Below are 18,672 nucleotides of genomic sequence, written 5' to 3'. Positions count from 1 at the left end.
CCCCATGACCCGAGATACCCCCTCAATCACGCGAGTTCCGCCTTCAGTCACGCGAGTTCCGCCGGGAATCACGCGAGTCCCGTCTCCAATCACGCGAGATCCGGGTTGGCGACCCCGTCAGGCGGTGACCCGCAGCTCCCGCAACCCGCGGATCACGAACTCCGGCCGTCGCCGCGGAGGCTCGGCCAACCGCAGCCCCGGCAGCTTCTCCGCCAACGCGCTCAACGCGGCGGCGATCTCCACCCGAGCGAGAGGAGCACCCACGCAGTAGTGGATCCCCAGGCCGAACCCCAGATGGGCGTTGGGTGTCCGCCCGATGTCCAAGCGGTCCGGCTCGTCGAACACCTTCGGGTCGCGGGCCGCCGCGCCCAGCAGTGCGCCGATCTTCTGACCGCGGGAAACCGCGTACCCGCCGATCGACACGTCCTCCGTTGCCGTTCGCTCGAACAGCTGCAGGGGCGCGTCGAACCGGATCAGCTCCTCGACACACGAATCCAGAAGGGCAGGTGAGGCCAGCAGGCGCTCCCACTGGTCCCGGTGCGTGAGCAGGGCCGTGATGCCGTTGCCGAGCACGTTGACCGTTGCCTCGTGGCCGGCCATCAGCAGCAGCACCGCGGTGGCCACCAGCTCGTCCGGTGTCAGCTCGCTGCGCAGCAGGTCGCTGATGATGTCGTCGCCCGGGGCGTCGGCGCGGGCCGAGGCGACCGTGCGGATGTACGAGACGAACTCGGCGGCCGCCCGCTCGGCGGCGTCGCGTCCTTCTTCCGGAAGGCCGTACTCGTACATCTTCACGATCGCGTTGGACAGCTCGACCATGCGGGGGCCGTCGGTCGCGGGGACGCCCAGCAGCTCCGCGATCACCGCCACCGGGAGGGGCTGGGCGAGGTGCTCGAGGAGGTCGGCGCTGCCGTCGGTGGCGATGGCCGCCGCCAGGTTGTCGACCATGCCGGCAGCCAACGTGGCGACCATCGGGCGCAGGCGCTGGACGTGGCCGCGGCCGAACGCGCCCGCGATCAGGCGCCGGAGGCGTGTGTGGGCCGGGGGCTCGTTCTCCAGGAGCGAATTGCGGTGCAGCAGGTTGAACGAGGCGAACCGCTCGAGGGGCTGGGCGTCCTGCCAGATCCGGCCCAGGCCGCGGTGGCGCAATACCGCCGACGACGCGGCGTGCGACACCGCGATGGCGATGCCGAGCCCTTCGTGGAAATGGACTTCGCCTTGTGCGCGCAGCGCGGCGAACGCCGGGTACGGGTCGTCGAGGAACGCGGGATCGCGGGGGTCGAACACTTCGCGAGACTAGCCCTTCGATAGCGTCACAAGCCGAGCCAGAGGAGGCAGCAGTGGGCAAGGGCGCGCGCAAGAAGGGTCCCAAGCAGGCATCGGACCGCAAGCCGAAGGTGCGCGACGTCTTCGTCGGCCAGCCGTTCGAAGGGCTGGCGGCGGAGCCCGAGCTGATCGCGCTCCGGGAGTTCGTGCCGTCCGCGACGGCCGAGCTGACCCTCGCCGACGGCGGTGAGGTCACCCTCGGGACCGTGCTGCCGATGGCGGCGGCCGCGTTCGTCCGGTCGGACGGCCGGCGGTACCTCGGTCTGCAGGTGCAGACCCGCTCCTCCGACATCAGCCGCGACCTCGGCCGCTCCCTCAAGTGGCTGCTGGACGCCAAGGAGGGCGACGTCCTCGGCGTGCCGGACACCACCACCCCGCCCGCCGCCGACGAGCACGCGCGGCTGCAGGACCTGCTGACCCCGGGTGCCGAACTCGACGTCACGCTGCACCAGGACTTCGCCTGGTGGCTGCCCGAGGACGCGGACGCCACCGGTGACGTCGCGGTCTCCCTCGAGCGCGCGAACGCCGCCATCATGCCCACCGAACGGCTCGGCTCCGGCGCCTACTGGGTCCTCGCCGGCGAGAAGGCGCACCTGCGCTGGGTCCGGCCGGAGCCGGAGAACCTGCTGCTCCAGGCGCTCGCCCGGCTGTCCGCGGCCGGCGAACTCGGCCTCGGGGAGGGCTCGCGGTACGCGGGTTCGTTCCGGGCGCACGGCCTGCTCGTCCCGGTGTGGGACCTCGACCCCGAGGCCCACGCCCGTGAGTGGGCGGAAGCCAAGGACGCCCTCGGCACCCGGCTCGAGACGGCCCTGAAGTCGCTCGACGACGAGCCCCTGAACGCGGCCGAGCGGCGGGCGCGGGACGGCCTCGTCGGCCGTCAGCTCACCCTGCGCTGACCGCTCGCCGGCGGCGCGGGGCGGCCATCGGCAACTTGCCCTGCGCTGCCCGCTGGTCGACGGGTGCCGGACGGCCATCGGCAGCTCACCCCTGCGCTGACCCTCGTCGGCGGCGCGGGTCGGCCGGCAGCTCAACCTGCGCTGATCGCTCGTCGGCCGGCGCGGGTCGGCCGGCGACTCACCCCGGCGCTGACCCCACGTCGGCGGGTGCCGGACCGCCGGTACGGACCGGTGGTCCTCCACTTGCTCGATGAGTGTTCAACCAGGCAGTATGTGGCGCACGAGACACCGCCGGGGGATCGCGCCGGTGGGACCATTCTCCGCGTGATACTTCACATCTGCGGGGCGGCCGACTGGGCCGAAGTGGGGGAGGACGGCGACTACCGGCCGCCGTCGCTGGGGGATGTCGGGTTTGTGCACTGTTCTGACTTCGGCACGGCGCACCTGCCGGCCGACGCGCTCTACCGGGGGCGGACCGATCTGGTCCTGCTCGAAATCGATCCGGCCAAGGCCGGGGTGCCCGTCCGCTGGGAAGACGGCGTGCCGGCGCATCCGGCTGGGGTGCGGTTTCCGCACGTCTACGGGCCGATTCCGCGTGCGGCCGTTGTCGGCGTGCACGAATTCCCTGAGTCCGAAGGCGGCGGTTTCCGGCTGCCCGACTCGCTCGCCCACCGCTGACGTGGGCAGATCAGCACCCGGCCGGACGATCAGGATTCCGGCCGGGAACGCGGGCAACCTGAGGGGGCTGTGATGCGTGTTGGGGAGGAAGGCGGCTCGGCTGCCGGCTACCCGACCCCGATGGGAGGCGATACGGTGACCGCTGCGGCACCCGTCTTCACCGGGGGAGATACGTGGGTAACCAGCGCAGGCCGAGGAAGAGCCGCGACGTTGCCGGGTGAGTTGACCGACTTCGGCGACTTCGTGCAGGCCACCCTGCCGGGCTTGCTGCGGTACGGGCACGCGCTGACCGGCAACCCGCACGACGCCGCGGACCTGGTGCAGACCGTGCTGGAGAAAATCGGCTCGCGCTGGGCCTACGTCCACGACAAGACCGGCGACCCGCTGGCCTACGTCCGCCGGTCGATGGCGAACGCGCACGTGAGCCGCTGGCGGCGGACGCGGCGGGAGAACCTGGTCGCGGACCTGCCGGACACCAGCCCGCACGTGCCGGATGACCCGTTCGAGCACGAGCCGCTGTGGCGTGCGTTACGAACGCTGCCGCCGAGACAACGGGCCGTCATGGTGCTGCGTTACTACGAAGGTCTCTCGGAAGCGGAGATCGCCGGTGCCCTCGGCGTCACCCAGGGCACCGTCAAGAGCCAGGCCAGCAAGGCGATCGCGTCGCTGCGGATGAAGCTGAAGTCGGCCGACGGCGAAGGCGAAGGGAGTGGTGCAGGTTGAACATCTCCGAGGACGAACTGGAGCAGCGGCTGCGCGCGCTGTTCGCCGACGAGCGGCTCGACCTGCCCCCGCCGCCGGACGCCGGCACGGTCATCGTCGCCGGGGCGCGACGGCGGCGCCGTCGTCGCCACGCCGTGCAGGCGGTGGCCGGGGTCGCGGCGGCCGTGGTCGCCGTCTCGGGTGGGCTGACCATGGTCCGCGTCCACACCGAGGACGGCACCGCGGTGATGTCCGCCGATGGGACCGAAAGCAGCGTCAAGCCGCCCGAAAACCTCACGCAGGGCCGGCCGCCGGAGCCGTCGACGCCCGGGCCGACCAGCACCCAGAGCATCCAGGTCTCCGCACCGCCGGGGGCCTCGACGTCGCCGCCGACGCGGCCGTCGGCCTCTTCTTCGCCGTCCTCGCTGCCCGCCGTGACCAGCGGGCCGCTCCTCGCGGCCGACGGCTTCGGCAAGCTCAAGCTCGGCATGTCCGAGGCCGACCTCGTCGCGCAGACCATCACGCTCAGCGACGCCCAGCCCGCCGCGAACTGCACCGTCTACAAGGTCCAGGGCAGCGGGGTGCCCGCGGCCGCGAGCGTCGTCATTTCGAAGGCGGCCGGGCTCGTCGTCGTCACGCCGGACGTGGCCGCGCACACCGCCGAAGGTGTCGGCGCCGGGTCCACCCAAGACCAGATCTTCGCCGTCTACCCCGCGGCCAAGGCGGAGTCCGGCGGCGTCGTCGCCCCGGCCAGTGCCGCCGCCGACTACCACTTCCGGCTCGGCGACACCGGCGTGGTGCAGACGAGCCTGATGAGCGTTACCCAGGACTGCGCCGGCTGACCGGCCGGTCGCACGCGGAAACCCGGGCCGTCCACAGGGGGAGGGCCCGGGTTTCCGGTTTTCGGACTACCGAAGCGTCAGAGCTTGCCGCCGGCCACCGGCGGCATCTGCGAGTCGGTGCCGCCGTCGCCGACGGACTCGCGGTACAGGTGGTTTTCGACCTCGAAGAGGTTGCCGTTCGCGCGCTTGACGACGTTCAGCAGCGTGTTCATCTGGGAGATCTCTTCGACCTGCTCCTTGAGGAACCACTGCGTGAACTGCTCGCTGATGTAGTCCTCTTCGGCGCGGGCGGCCTTGGCCATCGCGGAGATGTCGGTCGCGACGTCCTTCTCCTGCTCGAGCGCGAGCTCGATGACCTCGGTCACGCCGGAGAAGTCGTTGCGCACCTCCCCGGTGCCGGGGATTTCGACGTGGTGGTCGCGGTCGAGCATGTACTGCACGAGCGCCATCGCGTGGTTGCGCTCTTCGACCGACTGCTCGTAGAAGTGCTTCGCCAGCTGCGGGAGGTCCTCGGCGTCGAACCACACCGCGAGCGCGATGTACTGCTGGGACGCGTTGAACTCGTTGTGGATCTGCGCCTGCAGCAGTTCGAAGAACTTCGAGCGCGGTTCTTTCTTCTTGGTGAGGGCCATGCAGATCAGAATAGATCAAGTTTCCGGCGAATGCCACCGGGACCTGGTGATCTCGCCCCTATTAGGGTTACCATTCCTAAAGAAGACGAACCTTATTTAAGCAAGCCTTCCCTAAACGCATTTAGGGAAGGCTTGCTTTCATTTCTGCAGCGGGTCGCGCCGGACCGGGCAGGACATGCACCGCGGGCCGCCGCGGCCGGAGCCCAGCTCGGAGCCCGCGATCGGCAGCACCTCGATGCCGGCCGCCTCCAGCCGCTCGTTCGTCTCGACGTTCCGCTCGTAGCCGACGACCACGCCCGGCGCCAGGGCGAGCGTGTTGTTGCCGTCGTCCCACTGCTCGCGCTCGGCCGTCACCGGGTCGAGGCCGGTGTCGATGACGCGCAGCCGGTCGATCTCCATCGCCTCGGCCGCGGCCACCAGGAACGGCGCCGGGCCGGCCACCTTCACCCCGCCGTCGCCGGTCGGGCGCAGCGTGAACGCCGTCAGCAAGTCGCGCGCCAGCGGGTACATCACCACCGCGTCCGCGTCGACCATCGTGCACACCGTGTCCAGGTGCATGGTCGCGCGGGACTGCTCGATCGGCACCGCCAGCACGGTGTGCGCGATGCCATCGGCGAACACCGACCGCGCCAGCGACTCGGCACCCGCCGCCGTCGTCCGCTCGCCGACGCCGATCGCGAGCACGCCCGGGGCCAGCAGCATCACGTCGCCGCCTTCGATCGGCGCCGAATGGGCGCCGTACGCGCGGGCCGCGTGCCGGAAGTACGGGTGGTAGGCGTAGATCAGGTCCAGCACCGCGGTTTCGCGGCGGCGCGCGGGCATGGTCAGCGACGAAATCGCCACCCGGTCGGCGATCCACGCCGACGAATCGCGGGTGAACAGCAGGTTCGGCAGCGGATCGACGGCGAAGTCGTGCGGGTGGTTCATCATCCGCACCAGCGACGCGCCCTCGGCCGACGGCAGCTCCTCGAACGTCATGCCGGCCATCAGGACCTCGGCGAGGCCGGCCGCGTCGACGCCGGAGAGGTGCGACCGCAGCGAGTCGGCGAGGTCGCCGCCGAGCCGCCGGTCGTCGACCGCCGCGTGCACGCCCGCCGCGTGGGCGCGGTCGTCGTCCAATGCGGTCCGGAGGGCGTCGGCCAGCAGCAGGACGTCGACCCCGCGGTTGCGCAGGACCTCGGCGAAGGCGTCGTGCTCGGCCTGGGCCCGGTCGACCCACGGGATCGAGTCGAACAGGAGCTGGTCGTTGTTGCGGGGCGTCAGCCTTTTGAGCTCGTTGCCGGGCCGGTGCAGCAGCACCGCGCGCAGGGGTCCGACTTCGCTGTCCACCCGGGGAGGTGCCGTTTCGTCGATCACCCCCCGAGCTTAGTCAGGGCAACCAGGAAACGTGCCCCTTCAACAGGGCGTATCCGACGAACGACACGAAGTCGAACAGCGTGTGCGCGGCGACCAGCGGCCACAGGCGGTTGGTCTTCTGCCACAGCCGCCCGAACACCAGCCCCATGATGAAGTTGCCGACGAACCCGCCGAACCCCTGGTACAGGTGGTACGACCCGCGCAGCACGGCGGCGCCGAACACCGCGGTGTTCTCCCGCACGCCGAGCTGCCGCAGCCGGGTGAGCAGGTAGCCGATGACCAGGACCTCTTCGGCGAAGGCGTTGCCGAACGCCGACAGCGTGAGGGAGATCGGCCGCCACCAGGTATCGCCCAAAGTGGACGGTTGCACGGCCAGGCTGAAGCCCAGGTGGTAGGAGACGAAGTACAGCGCGAGACCCGGGATCCCGATCAACGCGGCGAGCACGACGGTCAGCAGCGCGTCCCGGCCCGGCGTCCGGCGGTCCAGCCCGATCCGCGCGACCTTCACGCCCGCGCGCCACAGCAGGTACAGCCCGAGCGCGCCCCAGCCGACCAGCTGCGCCGCCGACAACAGCTGCTTGAGCAGGTCGATCAGGCTCGCCGCGGCCTGCGGCACGTTCAGCTGGGTCTGCTGCTGCGCCAGCGGTACCGGCTGCAGCAGCGAGTCCACAATGGACAGCAGGCTGCGCACGCCCGACATGCCCAGCGTGATCCCGAAGACGATCAGCAGCTCGAGCTTGACCGCGCGGCGCTCGGCCGGGTCCTCGATCGTCCCGGGGAACTCGGGGCGGGCCGGGGCCAGCCACGATCGCGCGGTGAACGTCATGTGCGCACGCTACCTTCGGAGCATGCCGAGGAGCATCGCCACCAACGAAACCGTCGACCGCGCCGCGCTGGTCGAGTTCCTGTCCACCCGCCACCGCGCGATCCTGCTGACCACGAAAGCCGACGGCGGCCCGCAGCTGTCGCCGGTCACGTGCGGCGTCGACGCCGAGGGCCGGCTGGTCGTCTCGACCTACCCGAAGCGGGCGAAGGTCGTGAACGTCAAGCGCCACCCGCAGGTCTCGGCCTGCATCCTGTCCGACGAGTGGAACGACCAGTGGGTGCAGCTGAACGGCACCGCCGAGGTGCTCGACATCCCGGACTCGGTCGAGCCGCTCGTCGAGTACTTCCGCGCCATCTCCGGCGAACACCCGGACTGGGACGAATACCGCGAAGCGATGGTCAAGCAGGGCAAGAGCATCATCCGCGTCACGATCGAAAGCTGGGGGCCGATCGCGAAGGGCGGCTTCCCCGCCGACCTAGCCTGACCGCCCGCGCAGGAACGGGCAGCCGACCAGCCGGCGCAGCTCCGACGCGAGCTGCGCCGGGCTGTCGACCGACCTCGAAAAGGCCAGCCGGACGTCGTGGTCGCCGGTGTCGGCCTCGACGCGCAGCCGCAGGCCGAACCGGTCGAGCCCGAGCGGGCGGATCCGGCCGCCGCGCAGTTCCGTGGGCAGGTGCTTGGCCAGCTGGCCGACGACGTCGGCGTGGTCGGCTTCCAGGTGCCGCAGCCACCGGGCCTCGTAGTCGTGGAACGGGTCGGGCGGCGCCGCGCTGAACGTGTGCGGGCGCAGCGAGTGGGTGCCTTCGGCGTCGGCGAGCACGAGCGACGCCGGGGTCAGCCGCAGCAGCGTCACGCCGTGGCCGACGTCGAGGAGCCGCTCGTCCGGCCGCGTCTCGGCGATGGCCACCGCCCGCGCGCGGGCCGACACCGGGGACAGCGGCCGCAGCCAGCCAGTGATCCACAGCAGCCCGCGGATGGGTTCGCGCAGGTCGACCGGGGCCTGGTCGGCGAGCTCGACCATCACGGCCAGCTCCCCGCGCTGGGTCTGCTTCGCCGCGCGGACCAGCTGGTGCTCGTCCGGCAGCAGCACGCTCACGCTGCCGCTGTGGTGCACGTGGTGCAGGAGCGGCACGACGCGCTCGCCGTCCAGGTCCGTGCGTTCGCACGTCGGCAGCAGCGACGCGGGCCCGTTTCGGGTCGCGATCGTCTTGGCGCGCTCGGCGGGGTTCGGCGCCGGCGGGCGGCGGACGGATGTGGGTGCCTCGGTCACGGCTCACCTCCTACTTAGGTGAGCCTAACCTGAATTCTGCGGCGTGAATAGTCGTCGCGGTCACTTCGCTTCCGCTGATCGGCGCATCCGGTAACGCCGGTGGCCAGTTTGTCGAAAAGGCGGGTGACCACTCCGACCCGGTGGGGGCTCCGCGTGCCGATCGTCCCGGTTCCCGAGCGCGTCCGCGCGTTCGAGCTCGACCCCGCCATGCCGTCCGGGGCCCTGCCGATCTTCGGCGAGTACCTCGACCGGCTCGGCCGCAACGCGGCGAACCAGCGGCTGCTGTCCTGGTTCCTCCTGGCGTTCGGGGTCGCCCAGTTCTTCACCGGCGCCGGAATCGTGCTGCCGGTCGGCGTCCTCGCGCTGGTGGGCGCGGTCGAGGCGCGGTGGCTGTACCGCGCGTACGTCCGCGTGCCGGAGACGCGGCTCAAGCGCGAGGCCTTCCGGCAGGTGGACATCGCCGCCGACGGCCTGGTCGCCGCCGGGCGGTCGGTCGGGGTGCGCCTGCCCGACGGCCGGTGGCTGCGCGTGCGGCTCGACGAGCCGTACCGGCTGCTGCTGGCCACGCACCGGCGGGTGTGGCTGCTCGGGCGGGGGCCGAAGGTGTTCGTCGGGTTCCCCGGCGTGGTGCGCGTCCGCCGCGCCCGGATCTTCGACGCGCCCCCGGCGGACGCGGCCGCGGTGCCCCCGGCGGCGGGGGCGTACTCGCCGCGGCTGGACCCGGTGCTGACCGCGCACCGGCGCCGGATCGCCCGCGACCAATGCGCGCTGGCCGCGTTCCTGCTGGTCCTGGCGGGCTTCGCGGCCTGGGTCCGGCTCGACTTCCCGGCCACGGGCTGGATCGCGTGGACCTTCGCGGGCGCGGCCCTGCTGACCGCGCTCGTGGCGGCGGCGCGGTCGGTCGCCTACCGCCGCCCCCTCGCGGCCGACCACTGGACGGAGCTGCGCGCGGTCCTGGACGGCCCGGTCCGGATGGGCCCGCGCGGCGCCCGGCTGAGCGGCCTGACGATGCTCGCGGACGGCGCGGTGATCGGCTTCCGGATGCCCACGGCGGATCCGTCGATGGCGGCGAACGTCGCGGCCACCGGGCGGCTGTGGATCGCGGGCGTCCCACGGCCCGGTGGCGCGACGGCGGGCGTGCCGGGTTACCCGGTGCTGGGCACGGTCTGGCTCGGCTGACGCACCCAGCCCGGCCGCCACGCGCCGGGCGCGCGTTCGCCGGCCGCGAAGTGCCGCCGGAGGGCGACCAGGCCGGGGTGCGCGTTGTCCCGGCGCCACACCAGCGAGTGCGGGTACACCGGCGTGGGCCGTTCGATCGGCACCCGCCGCAGGTCGTACTCCGCCGGCCACGACAGCCGGACGCCGGCGCCGGCCAGGGTCGCCACCGCACCTGACTCCGCGAGCGCGTCCAGCACGACCTCGGTGCCGAAGTTGGGGCCCGCCGCGTCGATCGACAGGCCGAACACCTTCGCGAATTCGGCGTAGTAGGCGCCCCACTCGGTGCCGGGCACGACGCCGGGCATCCACAGCCGGTGCCCGGCGAGCTGCTCCGGCGTGACGACGGCCGCGGCGGCCAGCGGATGCGCGGGCCCGCAGAGCAGCTGGATCGGCTCGTCGTGCACCCACATCGCGTCGAGGTCCTCGGGCAGCGCGGCGACGGCCCGGAAGGACGCATCGATCGAGCCGTCCCGGATCGCGGCGACGGCGGTGTCGAAGAGCGTCACGACTTCGAGGGCGAGGTCCGGATGGGCTTCGTGGAACCCGCGCAGCAACGTGGCCGGGTACAGCCGCCGCCCGATCACGTCGACGCGGAGCGGCCCGGTGCGTACCGAGGCCAGGGCGCGCAGCTCGGCGGACAGCAGCGCGCGGGCGTGCGGCAGGAAGGCTTCGCCGTCACCGGTGAGGACGGCGCCGCGGGCGGTGCGGGTGAACAGCCGGACCCCGAGCGCCTTCTCCAACGCAGCAATGCGTTTCGAGACGGCCTGCTGCGTGATCGAGAGGTCGGTGGCGGCGTCCTGGAACCGGCCCGCCGCCACGGCGGCGACGAAGGTGCGCACGGCATCGAGGTCCACGACGGTCGACTCTAGATACACAACGCCGCGTTGTGGCTCGCCGCCGCGCTGGTTGTTTGCTCCGCGCGGCCCTTCCCGGCTTTGATCTCCCCGTGGTGCGCGGGCGGTCGCTGGGGCCGCGGTTCAGGTGGCTCTGGTCGGCCTACGCCGTGAGCGCGTTCGGGACCTGGCTCGGCTTCGGGGCCTTCCCGCTGCTCGCCATCCTCGTCCTGCACGCCGGGCCTGCCGCCGTCTCGGCCCTCGCCGCCGTCGGGCCGGCCGTCGGGGCGCTCGTCGCCGTTCCGCTGGGGCCGTGGGTCGACCGGCGGCGGAAGCGGCCCGTCATGGTCGGCATGGACCTCGTCCGGTTCGCCGCGCTCCTCAGCGTGCCCGCCGCCTACGCGCTCGGGTTGCTGTCCTTCGCCCAGCTGCTCGCCGTCTCCGTGGTCGTCGCCGCGGCGGACATCACCTTCACCTCCGCGAGCGGGGCCTTCCTCAAGGGTTTGGTCCCGCCCGAAGACCTCCTGCTCGCCAACGGCCGGTTCGAGTCGACCAACTGGACCGCCACCGCGCTCGGGCCGCCGCTCGGCGGGGCCGCCTTCGCCGTCCTCGGGCCGGTCACCTCCGTCGTCGCCAACGCCGTCAGCTTCCTGCTCTCCGCCCTGGGCATCCGCGCCATCAAGGGCGACGAACCGCGGCCGCGGACCACCGCACCGCTGCGGGCGCGGGACCTCGCCGAGGGGTGGCGTTTCGTGCTGACCCACCCCGGTCTCCGGCCGCTCTTCTTCAACGTCCTGCTGTTCAACGGCCTGATCATGGGCACCGAACCGCTGCTCGCCGTGCTGATGCTGAAGGACCTCGGGTTCGCGCCGTGGCAGTACGGGCTCGCGTTCGCCGTCCCGTGCCTCGGCGGGCTCGCCGGCTCGCGGCTGACCCCGCGCCTGGTCGAGCGGTTCGGGCGGCACCGCGTCCTGGTGACCTCCGGAGCGCTGCGGGCGTGCTGGCTGCTCGCCCTCGCCTTCCTGCCCGCCGGCGCCGGCGGGCTGGTCTACGTGATGGCCGTCGAGCTCGGCATCATCGTCTCCTGCAGCGTGTTCAACCCCGTCCTCGCCACCTACCGGCTCGAGCAGCTGCCTGCGGACCGCGTCGCGCGGACGCTCTCGGCGTGGGCGGTCAGCACCAAGGCGTCCATCGCCGCGATGACCGCCCTCTGGGGCCTGCTCGCCGCCGTCACCGGCCCGCGCGTCGCCATCGGCGTCGCCGGGGTGCTCGTGCTGGTGACGCCGCTGCTGCTGCCCCGGACGCCTACCCCAGGGACTTCCGCGTCGCCTGCTCCGTCTCCAGCACGCCCTGCCGGATCCCCTCCAGCTGGTCGCTGAGCTCACGGACCGCGCCGGTGTCGACGGCGACGTCCGTCGTCGTGGCCGTCAGCTCCGCGACTCGCGCGACCAAGCTGTCCAGGCCGAGCGCGCCGGACTGCAGCTGGGCCAGCAGCTTGTCGCGGGCGCCGGACAGCCGCGTGTGCACGTCCGCCTGGGCCTGCACCGCCGTCAGCGCCTGTTCGAGATCGCCGCGCACCTCCGCCCTCGCCGTGCGCAGCTCGCGCTGCAGCCGGCGCCGTTCGCGCGCGACGGCGTCCGCATCGACCCGGGCGAGGGCCTGCCCGGTCGCCGACGCCCGCCCGGCCAGGCGGCGCAGCGTCGACAGCGTCTCCTGGACCACCGGCTCCATGTCCGCGACGCGGTCGGCGAGCGGGCCGGGGCTCAGGGAGCTGCTGAGCGAGCCGAACCCCTCGGCCGCGCCCTCGGCCCGGTGCAGCCAGTCCGCCTCGGCCGTCCCGGGCGCGACGTCGAGCACCCGGGCCTCGCGCGGTGGAGGCTCCTTCTCGCGGGTTGCCGCCGCCACGCCCGCCCACACCGCGAGGACGGCGACGCCGACCCCGGCCGACGCGACGACCGGCAGCTGCACGGCCCACGCCACGCCCGCCGACGTGGCGGCGAGCAGCAGCCCCCACGGTTCGGCGAGCTCACGGGCGAACTTCATCACCGGAGGATCTCAGAAATTCGAGATGACGGACGTGAACACCTGGTTAATCGAGTCCGGTTTGGACGAGTCGTACTCCGATCCCGCGGTCGCCTCCGCGATCTGCTTCAGCACGCCCTGGTCGGCGTCGGAGCCGTAGGCGATGGTGAACAGCCGGACCGTCTCGGCGTTGCCCTCCGGCCGCAGCTGCGGCAGCAGGTGGTCGAGGTCGACGCCGCCGGAGTCCTCGTTGCGGCCGTCGGTGAGCACCACGACCGCGTTGATCGCCGACGGGTCCAGGTGGGCGTTCAGGTACTGGTAGGCGGCCAGGGACGAGTCGTACAAGCCCGTGCCGGACTGGGGCGTCAGCCCGCTCAGCCGCATCGCCAGAGTCTCCTTGCCGCTGGTGCCGAGGGCCTGGACCGGCAGCAGCTCCTGGTAGTCCTTGTCGCCGTCGAGGCGGGTCGAGAACTGCCAGAGCCCGACCTGGTCGCGCGGCACGAACTGGCCGAGCGAGTCGATCGCGGCCTGCTTCGCCAGGTCGATCTTGCTCTTGCCGGTGCCCTTCACCTCGTCACCCATCGAGCCCGAGACGTCCACCACGAGCAGCACGTTCGCCTTCTTGCGCAGATCGGTCCACGACGCCAGCAGCTTCGACAGCACCGCCGGCGACGGCGGCCGGATGAAGTTGATCTTCGCGTCCGGCTGGACGCCGTTGGCCGTCGTGACCTGCGGGCCGGGCTTGCCGTCGAAGGAGCGGAAGCCGAGCGCGGCGAACTTCGCCTGGGTGTCCGGGCCGCGCAGGTAGCCGAGGAAGTCCGCGGCGATCTGCTTGCGCGTCTGGTCGGCCCAGTTCAGCGTGACGAACGGGTGGTCGGAGTTCAGCGTCCCGTCACCCGGGTAGACGGCCACCAGCGGCACCTTCGGCGGCGCGTGCTGCCCGACCTTGGCCGGGTCGTTGGTCGGGTTGCCCTGGTTGTAGCCGATCAGCGAGTTCTCCTCGACGGTGACCGCCGAGATGTACGACAGCGCCGCGCCCTTGTCGTCGGCCTTCTGCAGGTTGGTCAGGAAGGTGAGCGTGGTGTCGCCGTAGTGCACGATCGCCTGCTCGATGTTCGTGACGAACTGCTTCGCGTCCGGCTTCTCGAGCGCGGCCGCGGTGAGGTCGGACGACGTGCCGGTGGCGGCGTAGTAGGCGCCGATCGTGGCGTTCAGCCCGGACGTCGAGATGTTCGGGTTCGTCTTGCCGAGCCGGAACTTGCCCCACTCCGGGTGGCCGTACTTCGCCCAGCCGGCCGGGTCGGTGGCCAGCGACGCGAGGTCCTTCCAGCCGATCGGCTTGGCGGGCCAGCCGAGCGCCTCGGCCATCGGCTTCGGCATCGCGACGACCAGCGGCGAGTTCGCGATCGACTGCGGATCGCCGTCGGGCACGATCGAGCCGGTGTCGCCCTTGGCGTTGACGCGCAGCAGGCTGACCCAGCCGCTCGCGGCCGGCGTCCAGACGTCCGGGCGCGGCCCGTCGGTGGCTTCGTTCCAGCCGTTCGCCAGCGCCTGCATCGCCACGCCGGACGACTTGGACTTCACGATCACGTCGACGCAATGACCCGCGACCGACCGTCCGGAGTAGGCCTTCGCGGCTTCCTGGACGATTCCCGCTTTCTCCGGGGAGGACGCGATGGTGAGCGCGATCGCGTCCGCGCCGGAGCACTTCGGCGCGTCGGCCTCGTCGCCCGAGCCGCTGGTCCAGTACCGGATGCCGATGATCAAGGCGATGGCGACCACGATCGCGGCCAGGAACGGGAGAATTTTTCTCCTGCGTCGCGCTGGTTGGGAATTGATCATCGAATCCTCCCCGTTCCGCCACCCGGAAGTTCATTATCCGGGCGCCGGAACGGGGAGGGGACGGTATTTCCGAATCTTGACTAGGACTTAGGGCCGCGACGCGACCACGTCCACGCGTAGCCGGGGTCTTCGGCCGCGTCGGCCGCCTCGCCGAGCTCCAGCGGCGCGAACGTGTCGACCATGACCGCGGTCTCGTCGAAGAACTCCGCGCCGATCGACGCCTCCGCCGCGCCCGGCTGCGGGCCGTGCGTGAAGCCGGACGGGTGCAGCGAGAGCGAGCCGATGCCGATGCCCGAGCCCTTGCGGGCCTCGTAGTTGCCGCGCACGTAGAACATCAGCTCGTCGGAGTCGACGTTCGCGTGGTTGTACGGCACCGGGACGGCGTCCTCGCGGTAGTCGACCTTCCGCGGGCAGAAGGAGCAGACCACGAAGTTCGGGCCCTCGAACGTCTGGTGCACGGGCGGCGGCTGGTGCACGCGGCCGGTGATCGGCTCGAAGTCGTCGATGTTGAACACCCACGGGTAGAGGCAGCCGTCCCAGCCGACGACGTCGAAGGGGTGCGTCGCGTAGGTGAAGCGGGTCAGCCCGGCGCGGTGCCGGACGAGCACCTCGACGTCCTCGCCGTCCTCCAGCAGCGGCTCGGACGGGCCGCGGATGTCGCGCTCGCAGTACGGCGAGTGCTCCAGGAACTGGCCCTTCGCCGACAGGTAGCGCTTCGGCGGCCCGATGTGGCCGCGCGCCTCCAGGGTGAAGAGGTTGACCTCGCCGTGGGGGACGACCCGGTAGGTGCACGACGTCGGGATGACGACGTAGTCGCCGTCGCCGACCTCGAGGCGGCCGTAGATCGTCTCGAAGGTCGCCGAGCCGCCGTGGACGTAGAACAGCTCGTCGCCGGCCGCGTTGCGGTACAGCGGGCTGGGCGCGGTCGCCGTGACGAACCCGATGGTGACGTCGTTGTTGCCGAACAGCCGGCGGCGGTCGGTCACCGCGTCGGCCTCGCCGCCGAACTTGAGCTCGCGGGTCTGGAACGCCCGCGGCTTGAGCGGGTGGTTCGGGGTGAGCGACCCGCGGTCCTCCTCGACCGCGACGGCGTCGACGATCGCCGTCGGCAGGCCGCGGTGGTAGAGCAGGGCCGAGTCGGCGGAGAAGCCCTCGACGCCCATCAGCTCCTCGGCGTAGAGGCCGCCCTCCGGCTTCCGGAACGCGGTGTGCCGCTTGTGCGGGATCTCGCCTACTCGCCGGTAGTAAGGCATCGCCGTCCCTCCTGCAGGTGTCCGTTGTGCGAACGATTTTGTCCTCATGTCGTACGCTACTAGCGTGTCAGTCGTGTCAAGCGCTGTGGAACTCACGCCCCCCGGCCCCCGTGGGATTCCTCCCCTGTTCGCGAGGCTCGTCGACGACTCGGCGCTGTTCCCTCCGGGCGATGCGGCCATGCCCGAAGCCCTGCGCGCGCATTTCGCGAGCCGGGAGTCCGAACACGCCGGTGTACTGGGGGTTTTCCTCTGCCAGGCCTCCCGGCTGCCGGAGCTGATCACCGAGCTGATCAAGATCAAGCCGAAGCAGCCGCTGCCGCTTTCGCTGATCATCGACACCGGCCTTGGCGGTGTTCCGAAGGCCATTTCGATCGTCGAGTCGCGCAGTGAGCTGCTCGCGCTGCGGATGGTCGAGATGCCCGCGCCGTCGGACGTCGACGAGGTCTGGCTGGAGCGCGTCTCGGAGTTCGTCCCCGAGGACGTCATCCGGGTCGTCGAGCCGCGGCGCGGTGTCGGCTGGCTCGACGGCGTCCGGAAGGTGATCGAGCACGGCAGCTGGCCGAAGATCCGCTGCGGCGGGCAGGCGGGCGAGAACTTCCCCAGCGTCGACGAGGTGGCCGACTTCCTCGCCGTCGTCAGCGGGTCGAGCGGGGCGTCGTTCAAGGCGACGAACAGCCTGCACCGCGCGGTCCGGCACACCGACCCCCGCACCGGCTTCGTGCACCACGGCTTCCTGAACCTGCTCGTGGCCTCCGCGCGCAGCCTCGCCGGCGGCGACGTCCGGGGTGCGCTGGAGTCGACCGACGCCCAGGCGCTGGCCGACGAGGCTCGCGCGCTATCCGAGCCGGCCGCGAAGGCCGTGCGAGCGCTCTTCGCGTCCTACGCGGCGGCCACGTTCGAGGAGCCGGTCGCCGACCTGGGCGAACTCGGCTTGCTGTGACCGGCCGGGAGGGGTCGCTGACGCTCGACCGCGGCTTGGCGCTGCTGCAGGCGGTGGCCGACGCCGGCGGCGACGCGGCAACCATCTCCGAGCTGGCCGTGGCCATCGGGGCCAGCCGCGCGGCCGTCTACCGGCTGCTCGTGCCGCTGTCGGAGCGCGGGCTGGTCTGGCGCGACGGCACCAAGGTCCGGCTCGGCGTCGGGCTGCTCCGGCTCGCCGGGCAGGTGCTGCCGCAGCTGCGTGACGCGGCCGGCCCGGTGCTGCGCGAGCTGGCCGAGAAGGTCGGCGCGACCGCGCACCTGTCGGTCGCGCAGGGGACGCAAGCGCTTGCGGTGGCCGTCGTCGAGCCGTCGTGGACCAACTTCCACGTCGCCTACCGGGTGGGCAGCCGGCACTCGCTGACCGCCGGCGCGGCCGGCAAGGCGATGACGCTGCGACCCGGCGGCGACGGCTGGGTGACGTCGGCGGGCGAACTCGAGGCAGGCGCGTCCGGCGTCGCGGCGCCGGTGCGCGGCGTGCCGGGGCTGCGGGCGAGCGTCGGGGTCGTCTCGATGGAGCCGCTGAAGGCGGCCGAGGTGGGGCCCCAGGTCGTCGCGGCCGCCACCCGGCTGGCCGACATCCTGAAGACCGAGGGTTAGCGCAGCGGCCGGACCATCGTCAGCAGCAGGGCGACGTCCACGCTGAACAGCAGGCGCTCGAACAGGCCCAGGGTGACGTCCTGCTGGGCCGGGCCGAGGACGAGCGTGAGGACGAACCCGGCGAGCACCACACCGACGCTGGCGAAGCTCGCCGTGGCCAGGCGCCGGATCGTCGTCCGCCGCGGCTCCCAGGGGCAGCGCTCGCGGCCCTTCTTCGTCAGCACGAACGCGGCCGCCGGCAGCGCGACGAACGCCGTCAGGGCGGCGATGTTGTGGACCTGGCCGGCGAGCGACCGCGCCTGGCCGTCGGGGTCGACGGGGACGAGGCCGCACACGAGCAGCCCGGCCGACCAGACGCCGAGCAGCACGCAGACCGCCGTGGTGCCCGGGCGGTGGGCCTTGGCGATGCCGGCGAGCAGGGCGACCGAGCCCAGGGAGAGGGCCAGGCACATGACGCTGAACAGGGGCGCGGCCGAGGACGTGCCGAGCTTGCCGTAGACGTACTCCGACAGCGTCTGCCAGACCGGGCTGACCTGGCCGGACAACCGCAGGTGCAGGTCGATCGAGATGGCGACGGCGAGGCCGATGCCGCCGAGCGCGAGCCGGCCGTGCAGCGGCGAGACGGCGTGCGTGTTCGGCGAGTTCACCCGGTGCTTCCCCTTTCGTTCCCGAAAGGTTACCGGGCGAACCTGTGAGGCAGCGGTCAGAAGGCCAGCTGGACCAGGGCGAACGCGGCGAACCCGGCGAACGCGAAGCCGGCGCAGCGCTGGATCAGCTTCGGCTTGATCCGGCTGCGGATCTTCCCGCCGATGAACACGGCGAGCCCGGCGACCACGACGAGCGCGGCGAACGCGCCGACGCCGACGGCGACGGGGTTGCCGATGCGGGCGGCGAGGCTCGCCGTCGCGAGTTGGGAGGCGTCGCCCCACTCGGCGGCGAAGAGCACGCCGAAGGACGTCATCGCGGAGCGGATGAAGGTCTGCGGAGCCGGGCCGGTGCGCGAGGCGTCTTCGCCTGCTTCGTCGGCTTCGCTGAATCCCTCGCGAAGGAGCATGAAAGCGCCGAGGCCGAACATCGCGGCGACCACGAGGGAAAGGACCACGTCCGGTAACAGCGTCAGCACGCTGCCGAACGCGACCGCTATGACGCATTGCACGGCGAACGCGGCGCAGACTCCGGCGAAAACCGGCCAGCCGCGGAAACGGGTGGTCAGCACCAGGGTCGCAACCAGCGTCTTGTCCGGCAGTTCCACGGCGAGGACCAGGCCGAACGCGCTGATCAACGCCACCATAGCGGCACTCATGAGTATTCTTTCGCCCCTTTCACTGCAACGATAAAGGGGCGCTTCGGAAAGAGGCAAGCTGATGGCTTCTGCGAAATTGCCGGATCGGCGGCCATGAA

The 18,672-nt window shown here is 71.8% G+C and carries 20 protein-coding genes; 9 read left to right on the top strand and 11 right to left on the bottom strand.

The genetic code is table 11. The features are described 5' to 3' along the window. Positions 1 to 117 precede the first annotated feature (117 nt). A complete protein-coding gene (locus tag C2L59_RS41845; protein WP_103355128.1) occupies positions 118 to 1,284 on the bottom strand; it encodes a cytochrome P450 in 1,167 nt (388 codons plus the stop codon). 53 nt (positions 1,285 to 1,337) lie between these two features. Between C2L59_RS41845 and C2L59_RS41840 the strand changes: the two genes are divergently transcribed. From C2L59_RS41840 to C2L59_RS41825, 4 genes are all read left to right on the top strand, one after another. Beyond that, a complete protein-coding gene (locus tag C2L59_RS41840; protein WP_103355127.1) occupies positions 1,338 to 2,219 on the top strand; it encodes a DUF5926 family protein in 882 nt (293 codons plus the stop codon). Between the two features lie 324 nt (positions 2,220 to 2,543). Beyond that, a complete protein-coding gene (locus C2L59_RS41835) occupies positions 2,544 to 2,897 on the top strand; it encodes a DUF952 domain-containing protein (protein ID WP_199199633.1) in 354 nt (117 codons plus the stop codon). 210 nt (positions 2,898 to 3,107) lie between these two features. Next, a complete protein-coding gene (locus tag C2L59_RS41830; RefSeq protein ID WP_103355126.1) occupies positions 3,108 to 3,620 on the top strand; it encodes a SigE family RNA polymerase sigma factor in 513 nt (170 codons plus the stop codon). Next, the gene (locus C2L59_RS41825; protein WP_103355125.1) at positions 3,617 to 4,441 is read left to right on the top strand and encodes a hypothetical protein; all 825 of its coding nucleotides are present in this window, start codon (positions 3,617 to 3,619) and stop codon (positions 4,439 to 4,441) included. Before C2L59_RS41830 ends, C2L59_RS41825 begins: the two co-directional genes overlap by 4 nt. 77 nt (positions 4,442 to 4,518) lie before the next feature. Here the strand turns inward: C2L59_RS41825 and C2L59_RS41820 are convergent, their stop codons facing one another. The 3 genes from C2L59_RS41820 to C2L59_RS41810 form a co-directional block, all read right to left on the bottom strand. Continuing rightward, positions 4,519 to 5,073: a ferritin gene (locus tag C2L59_RS41820; protein WP_199199628.1), complete on the bottom strand. Its 555-nt coding sequence runs from the start codon at positions 5,071 to 5,073 to the stop codon at positions 4,519 to 4,521. Between the two features lie 138 nt (positions 5,074 to 5,211). Next, entirely contained in the window at positions 5,212 to 6,402 is a 1,191-nt protein-coding gene (locus tag C2L59_RS41815) for an arginine deiminase (RefSeq protein WP_199199631.1), read from the bottom strand. Positions 6,403 to 6,442: 40 nt separating this feature from the next. Then, complete coding sequence (locus C2L59_RS41810; protein WP_103355122.1) at positions 6,443 to 7,255, bottom strand: CPBP family intramembrane glutamic endopeptidase; 813 nt, start codon at positions 7,253 to 7,255, stop codon at positions 6,443 to 6,445. Positions 7,256 to 7,277: 22 nt separating this feature from the next. Here C2L59_RS41810 and C2L59_RS41805 point away from each other — a divergent pair, with 22 nt between their 5' ends. Then, complete coding sequence (locus tag C2L59_RS41805; RefSeq protein WP_103355121.1) at positions 7,278 to 7,739, top strand: PPOX class F420-dependent oxidoreductase; 462 nt, start codon at positions 7,278 to 7,280, stop codon at positions 7,737 to 7,739. Here the strand turns inward: C2L59_RS41805 and C2L59_RS41800 are convergent. Continuing rightward, positions 7,731 to 8,525 (bottom strand): DUF2470 domain-containing protein, encoded by a 795-nt coding sequence (locus tag C2L59_RS41800; protein WP_103355120.1) that lies wholly within the window; start codon positions 8,523 to 8,525, stop codon positions 7,731 to 7,733. The two genes, C2L59_RS41805 and C2L59_RS41800, sit on opposite strands and share 9 nt — an antisense overlap. Positions 8,526 to 8,648: 123 nt before the next feature. On the opposite strand from C2L59_RS41800, the gene C2L59_RS41795 reads away from it, so the two are divergent. Further along, positions 8,649 to 9,704: a hypothetical protein gene (locus C2L59_RS41795; RefSeq protein ID WP_233223990.1), complete on the top strand. Its 1,056-nt coding sequence runs from the start codon at positions 8,649 to 8,651 to the stop codon at positions 9,702 to 9,704. Here the strand turns inward: C2L59_RS41795 and C2L59_RS41790 are convergent. Then, positions 9,671 to 10,597 carry a LysR family transcriptional regulator gene (locus C2L59_RS41790; RefSeq protein WP_103355119.1) on the bottom strand — a complete coding sequence of 309 codons (927 nt, stop codon included), beginning with the start codon at positions 10,595 to 10,597 and terminating at the stop codon, positions 9,671 to 9,673. The two genes, C2L59_RS41795 and C2L59_RS41790, sit on opposite strands and share 34 nt — an antisense overlap. A gap of 92 nt (positions 10,598 to 10,689) precedes the next feature. Here C2L59_RS41790 and C2L59_RS41785 point away from each other — a divergent pair, with 92 nt between their 5' ends. Next, positions 10,690 to 11,955, top strand: a complete 1,266-nt coding sequence (locus C2L59_RS41785; RefSeq protein WP_103355118.1) for an MFS transporter — start codon at positions 10,690 to 10,692, stop codon at positions 11,953 to 11,955. Here C2L59_RS41785 and C2L59_RS41780 read toward each other — a convergent pair. From C2L59_RS41780 to C2L59_RS41770, 3 genes are all read right to left on the bottom strand, one after another. After that, complete coding sequence (locus C2L59_RS41780; RefSeq protein WP_103355117.1) at positions 11,882 to 12,619, bottom strand: hypothetical protein; 738 nt, start codon at positions 12,617 to 12,619, stop codon at positions 11,882 to 11,884. The two genes, C2L59_RS41785 and C2L59_RS41780, sit on opposite strands and share 74 nt — an antisense overlap. A 12-nt stretch (positions 12,620 to 12,631) precedes the next feature. Continuing rightward, positions 12,632 to 14,440, bottom strand: coding sequence for a substrate-binding and VWA domain-containing protein (locus tag C2L59_RS41775; RefSeq protein WP_103355116.1), 1,809 nt, complete (start codon positions 14,438 to 14,440; stop codon positions 12,632 to 12,634). Positions 14,441 to 14,520: 80 nt separating this feature from the next. Continuing rightward, positions 14,521 to 15,693, bottom strand: coding sequence for a homogentisate 1,2-dioxygenase (locus tag C2L59_RS41770; RefSeq protein ID WP_103355115.1), 1,173 nt, complete (start codon positions 15,691 to 15,693; stop codon positions 14,521 to 14,523). An 85-nt stretch (positions 15,694 to 15,778) separates the two neighbouring features. Here C2L59_RS41770 and C2L59_RS41765 point away from each other — a divergent pair, with 85 nt between their 5' ends. Together C2L59_RS41765 and C2L59_RS41760 are read left to right on the top strand one after the other, a co-directional pair. After that, positions 15,779 to 16,633, top strand: coding sequence for a hypothetical protein (locus C2L59_RS41765; protein ID WP_304485948.1), 855 nt, complete (start codon positions 15,779 to 15,781; stop codon positions 16,631 to 16,633). After that, positions 16,630 to 17,271 carry an IclR family transcriptional regulator gene (locus C2L59_RS41760; RefSeq protein ID WP_103355113.1) on the top strand — a complete coding sequence of 214 codons (642 nt, stop codon included), beginning with the start codon at positions 16,630 to 16,632 and terminating at the stop codon, positions 17,269 to 17,271. The genes C2L59_RS41765 and C2L59_RS41760 overlap by 4 nt, the downstream gene beginning before the upstream one ends. Here C2L59_RS41760 and C2L59_RS41755 read toward each other — a convergent pair. Next, the gene (locus C2L59_RS41755; protein WP_103355112.1) at positions 17,268 to 17,918 is read right to left on the bottom strand and encodes a DUF998 domain-containing protein; all 651 of its coding nucleotides are present in this window, start codon (positions 17,916 to 17,918) and stop codon (positions 17,268 to 17,270) included. The two genes, C2L59_RS41760 and C2L59_RS41755, sit on opposite strands and share 4 nt — an antisense overlap. Positions 17,919 to 17,974: 56 nt before the next feature. Next, positions 17,975 to 18,562: a TMEM165/GDT1 family protein gene (locus tag C2L59_RS41750; RefSeq protein ID WP_103355111.1), complete on the bottom strand. Its 588-nt coding sequence runs from the start codon at positions 18,560 to 18,562 to the stop codon at positions 17,975 to 17,977. Positions 18,563 to 18,672 lie beyond the last annotated feature (110 nt).

This window comes from Amycolatopsis sp. CA-128772 (genome assembly GCF_002904295.1).
Taxonomy (GTDB): domain Bacteria; phylum Actinomycetota; class Actinomycetes; order Mycobacteriales; family Pseudonocardiaceae; genus Amycolatopsis.
The sequence above is the reverse complement of the archived record's forward strand: the minus strand, read 5'-3'. Positions and strand labels throughout refer to the sequence as shown.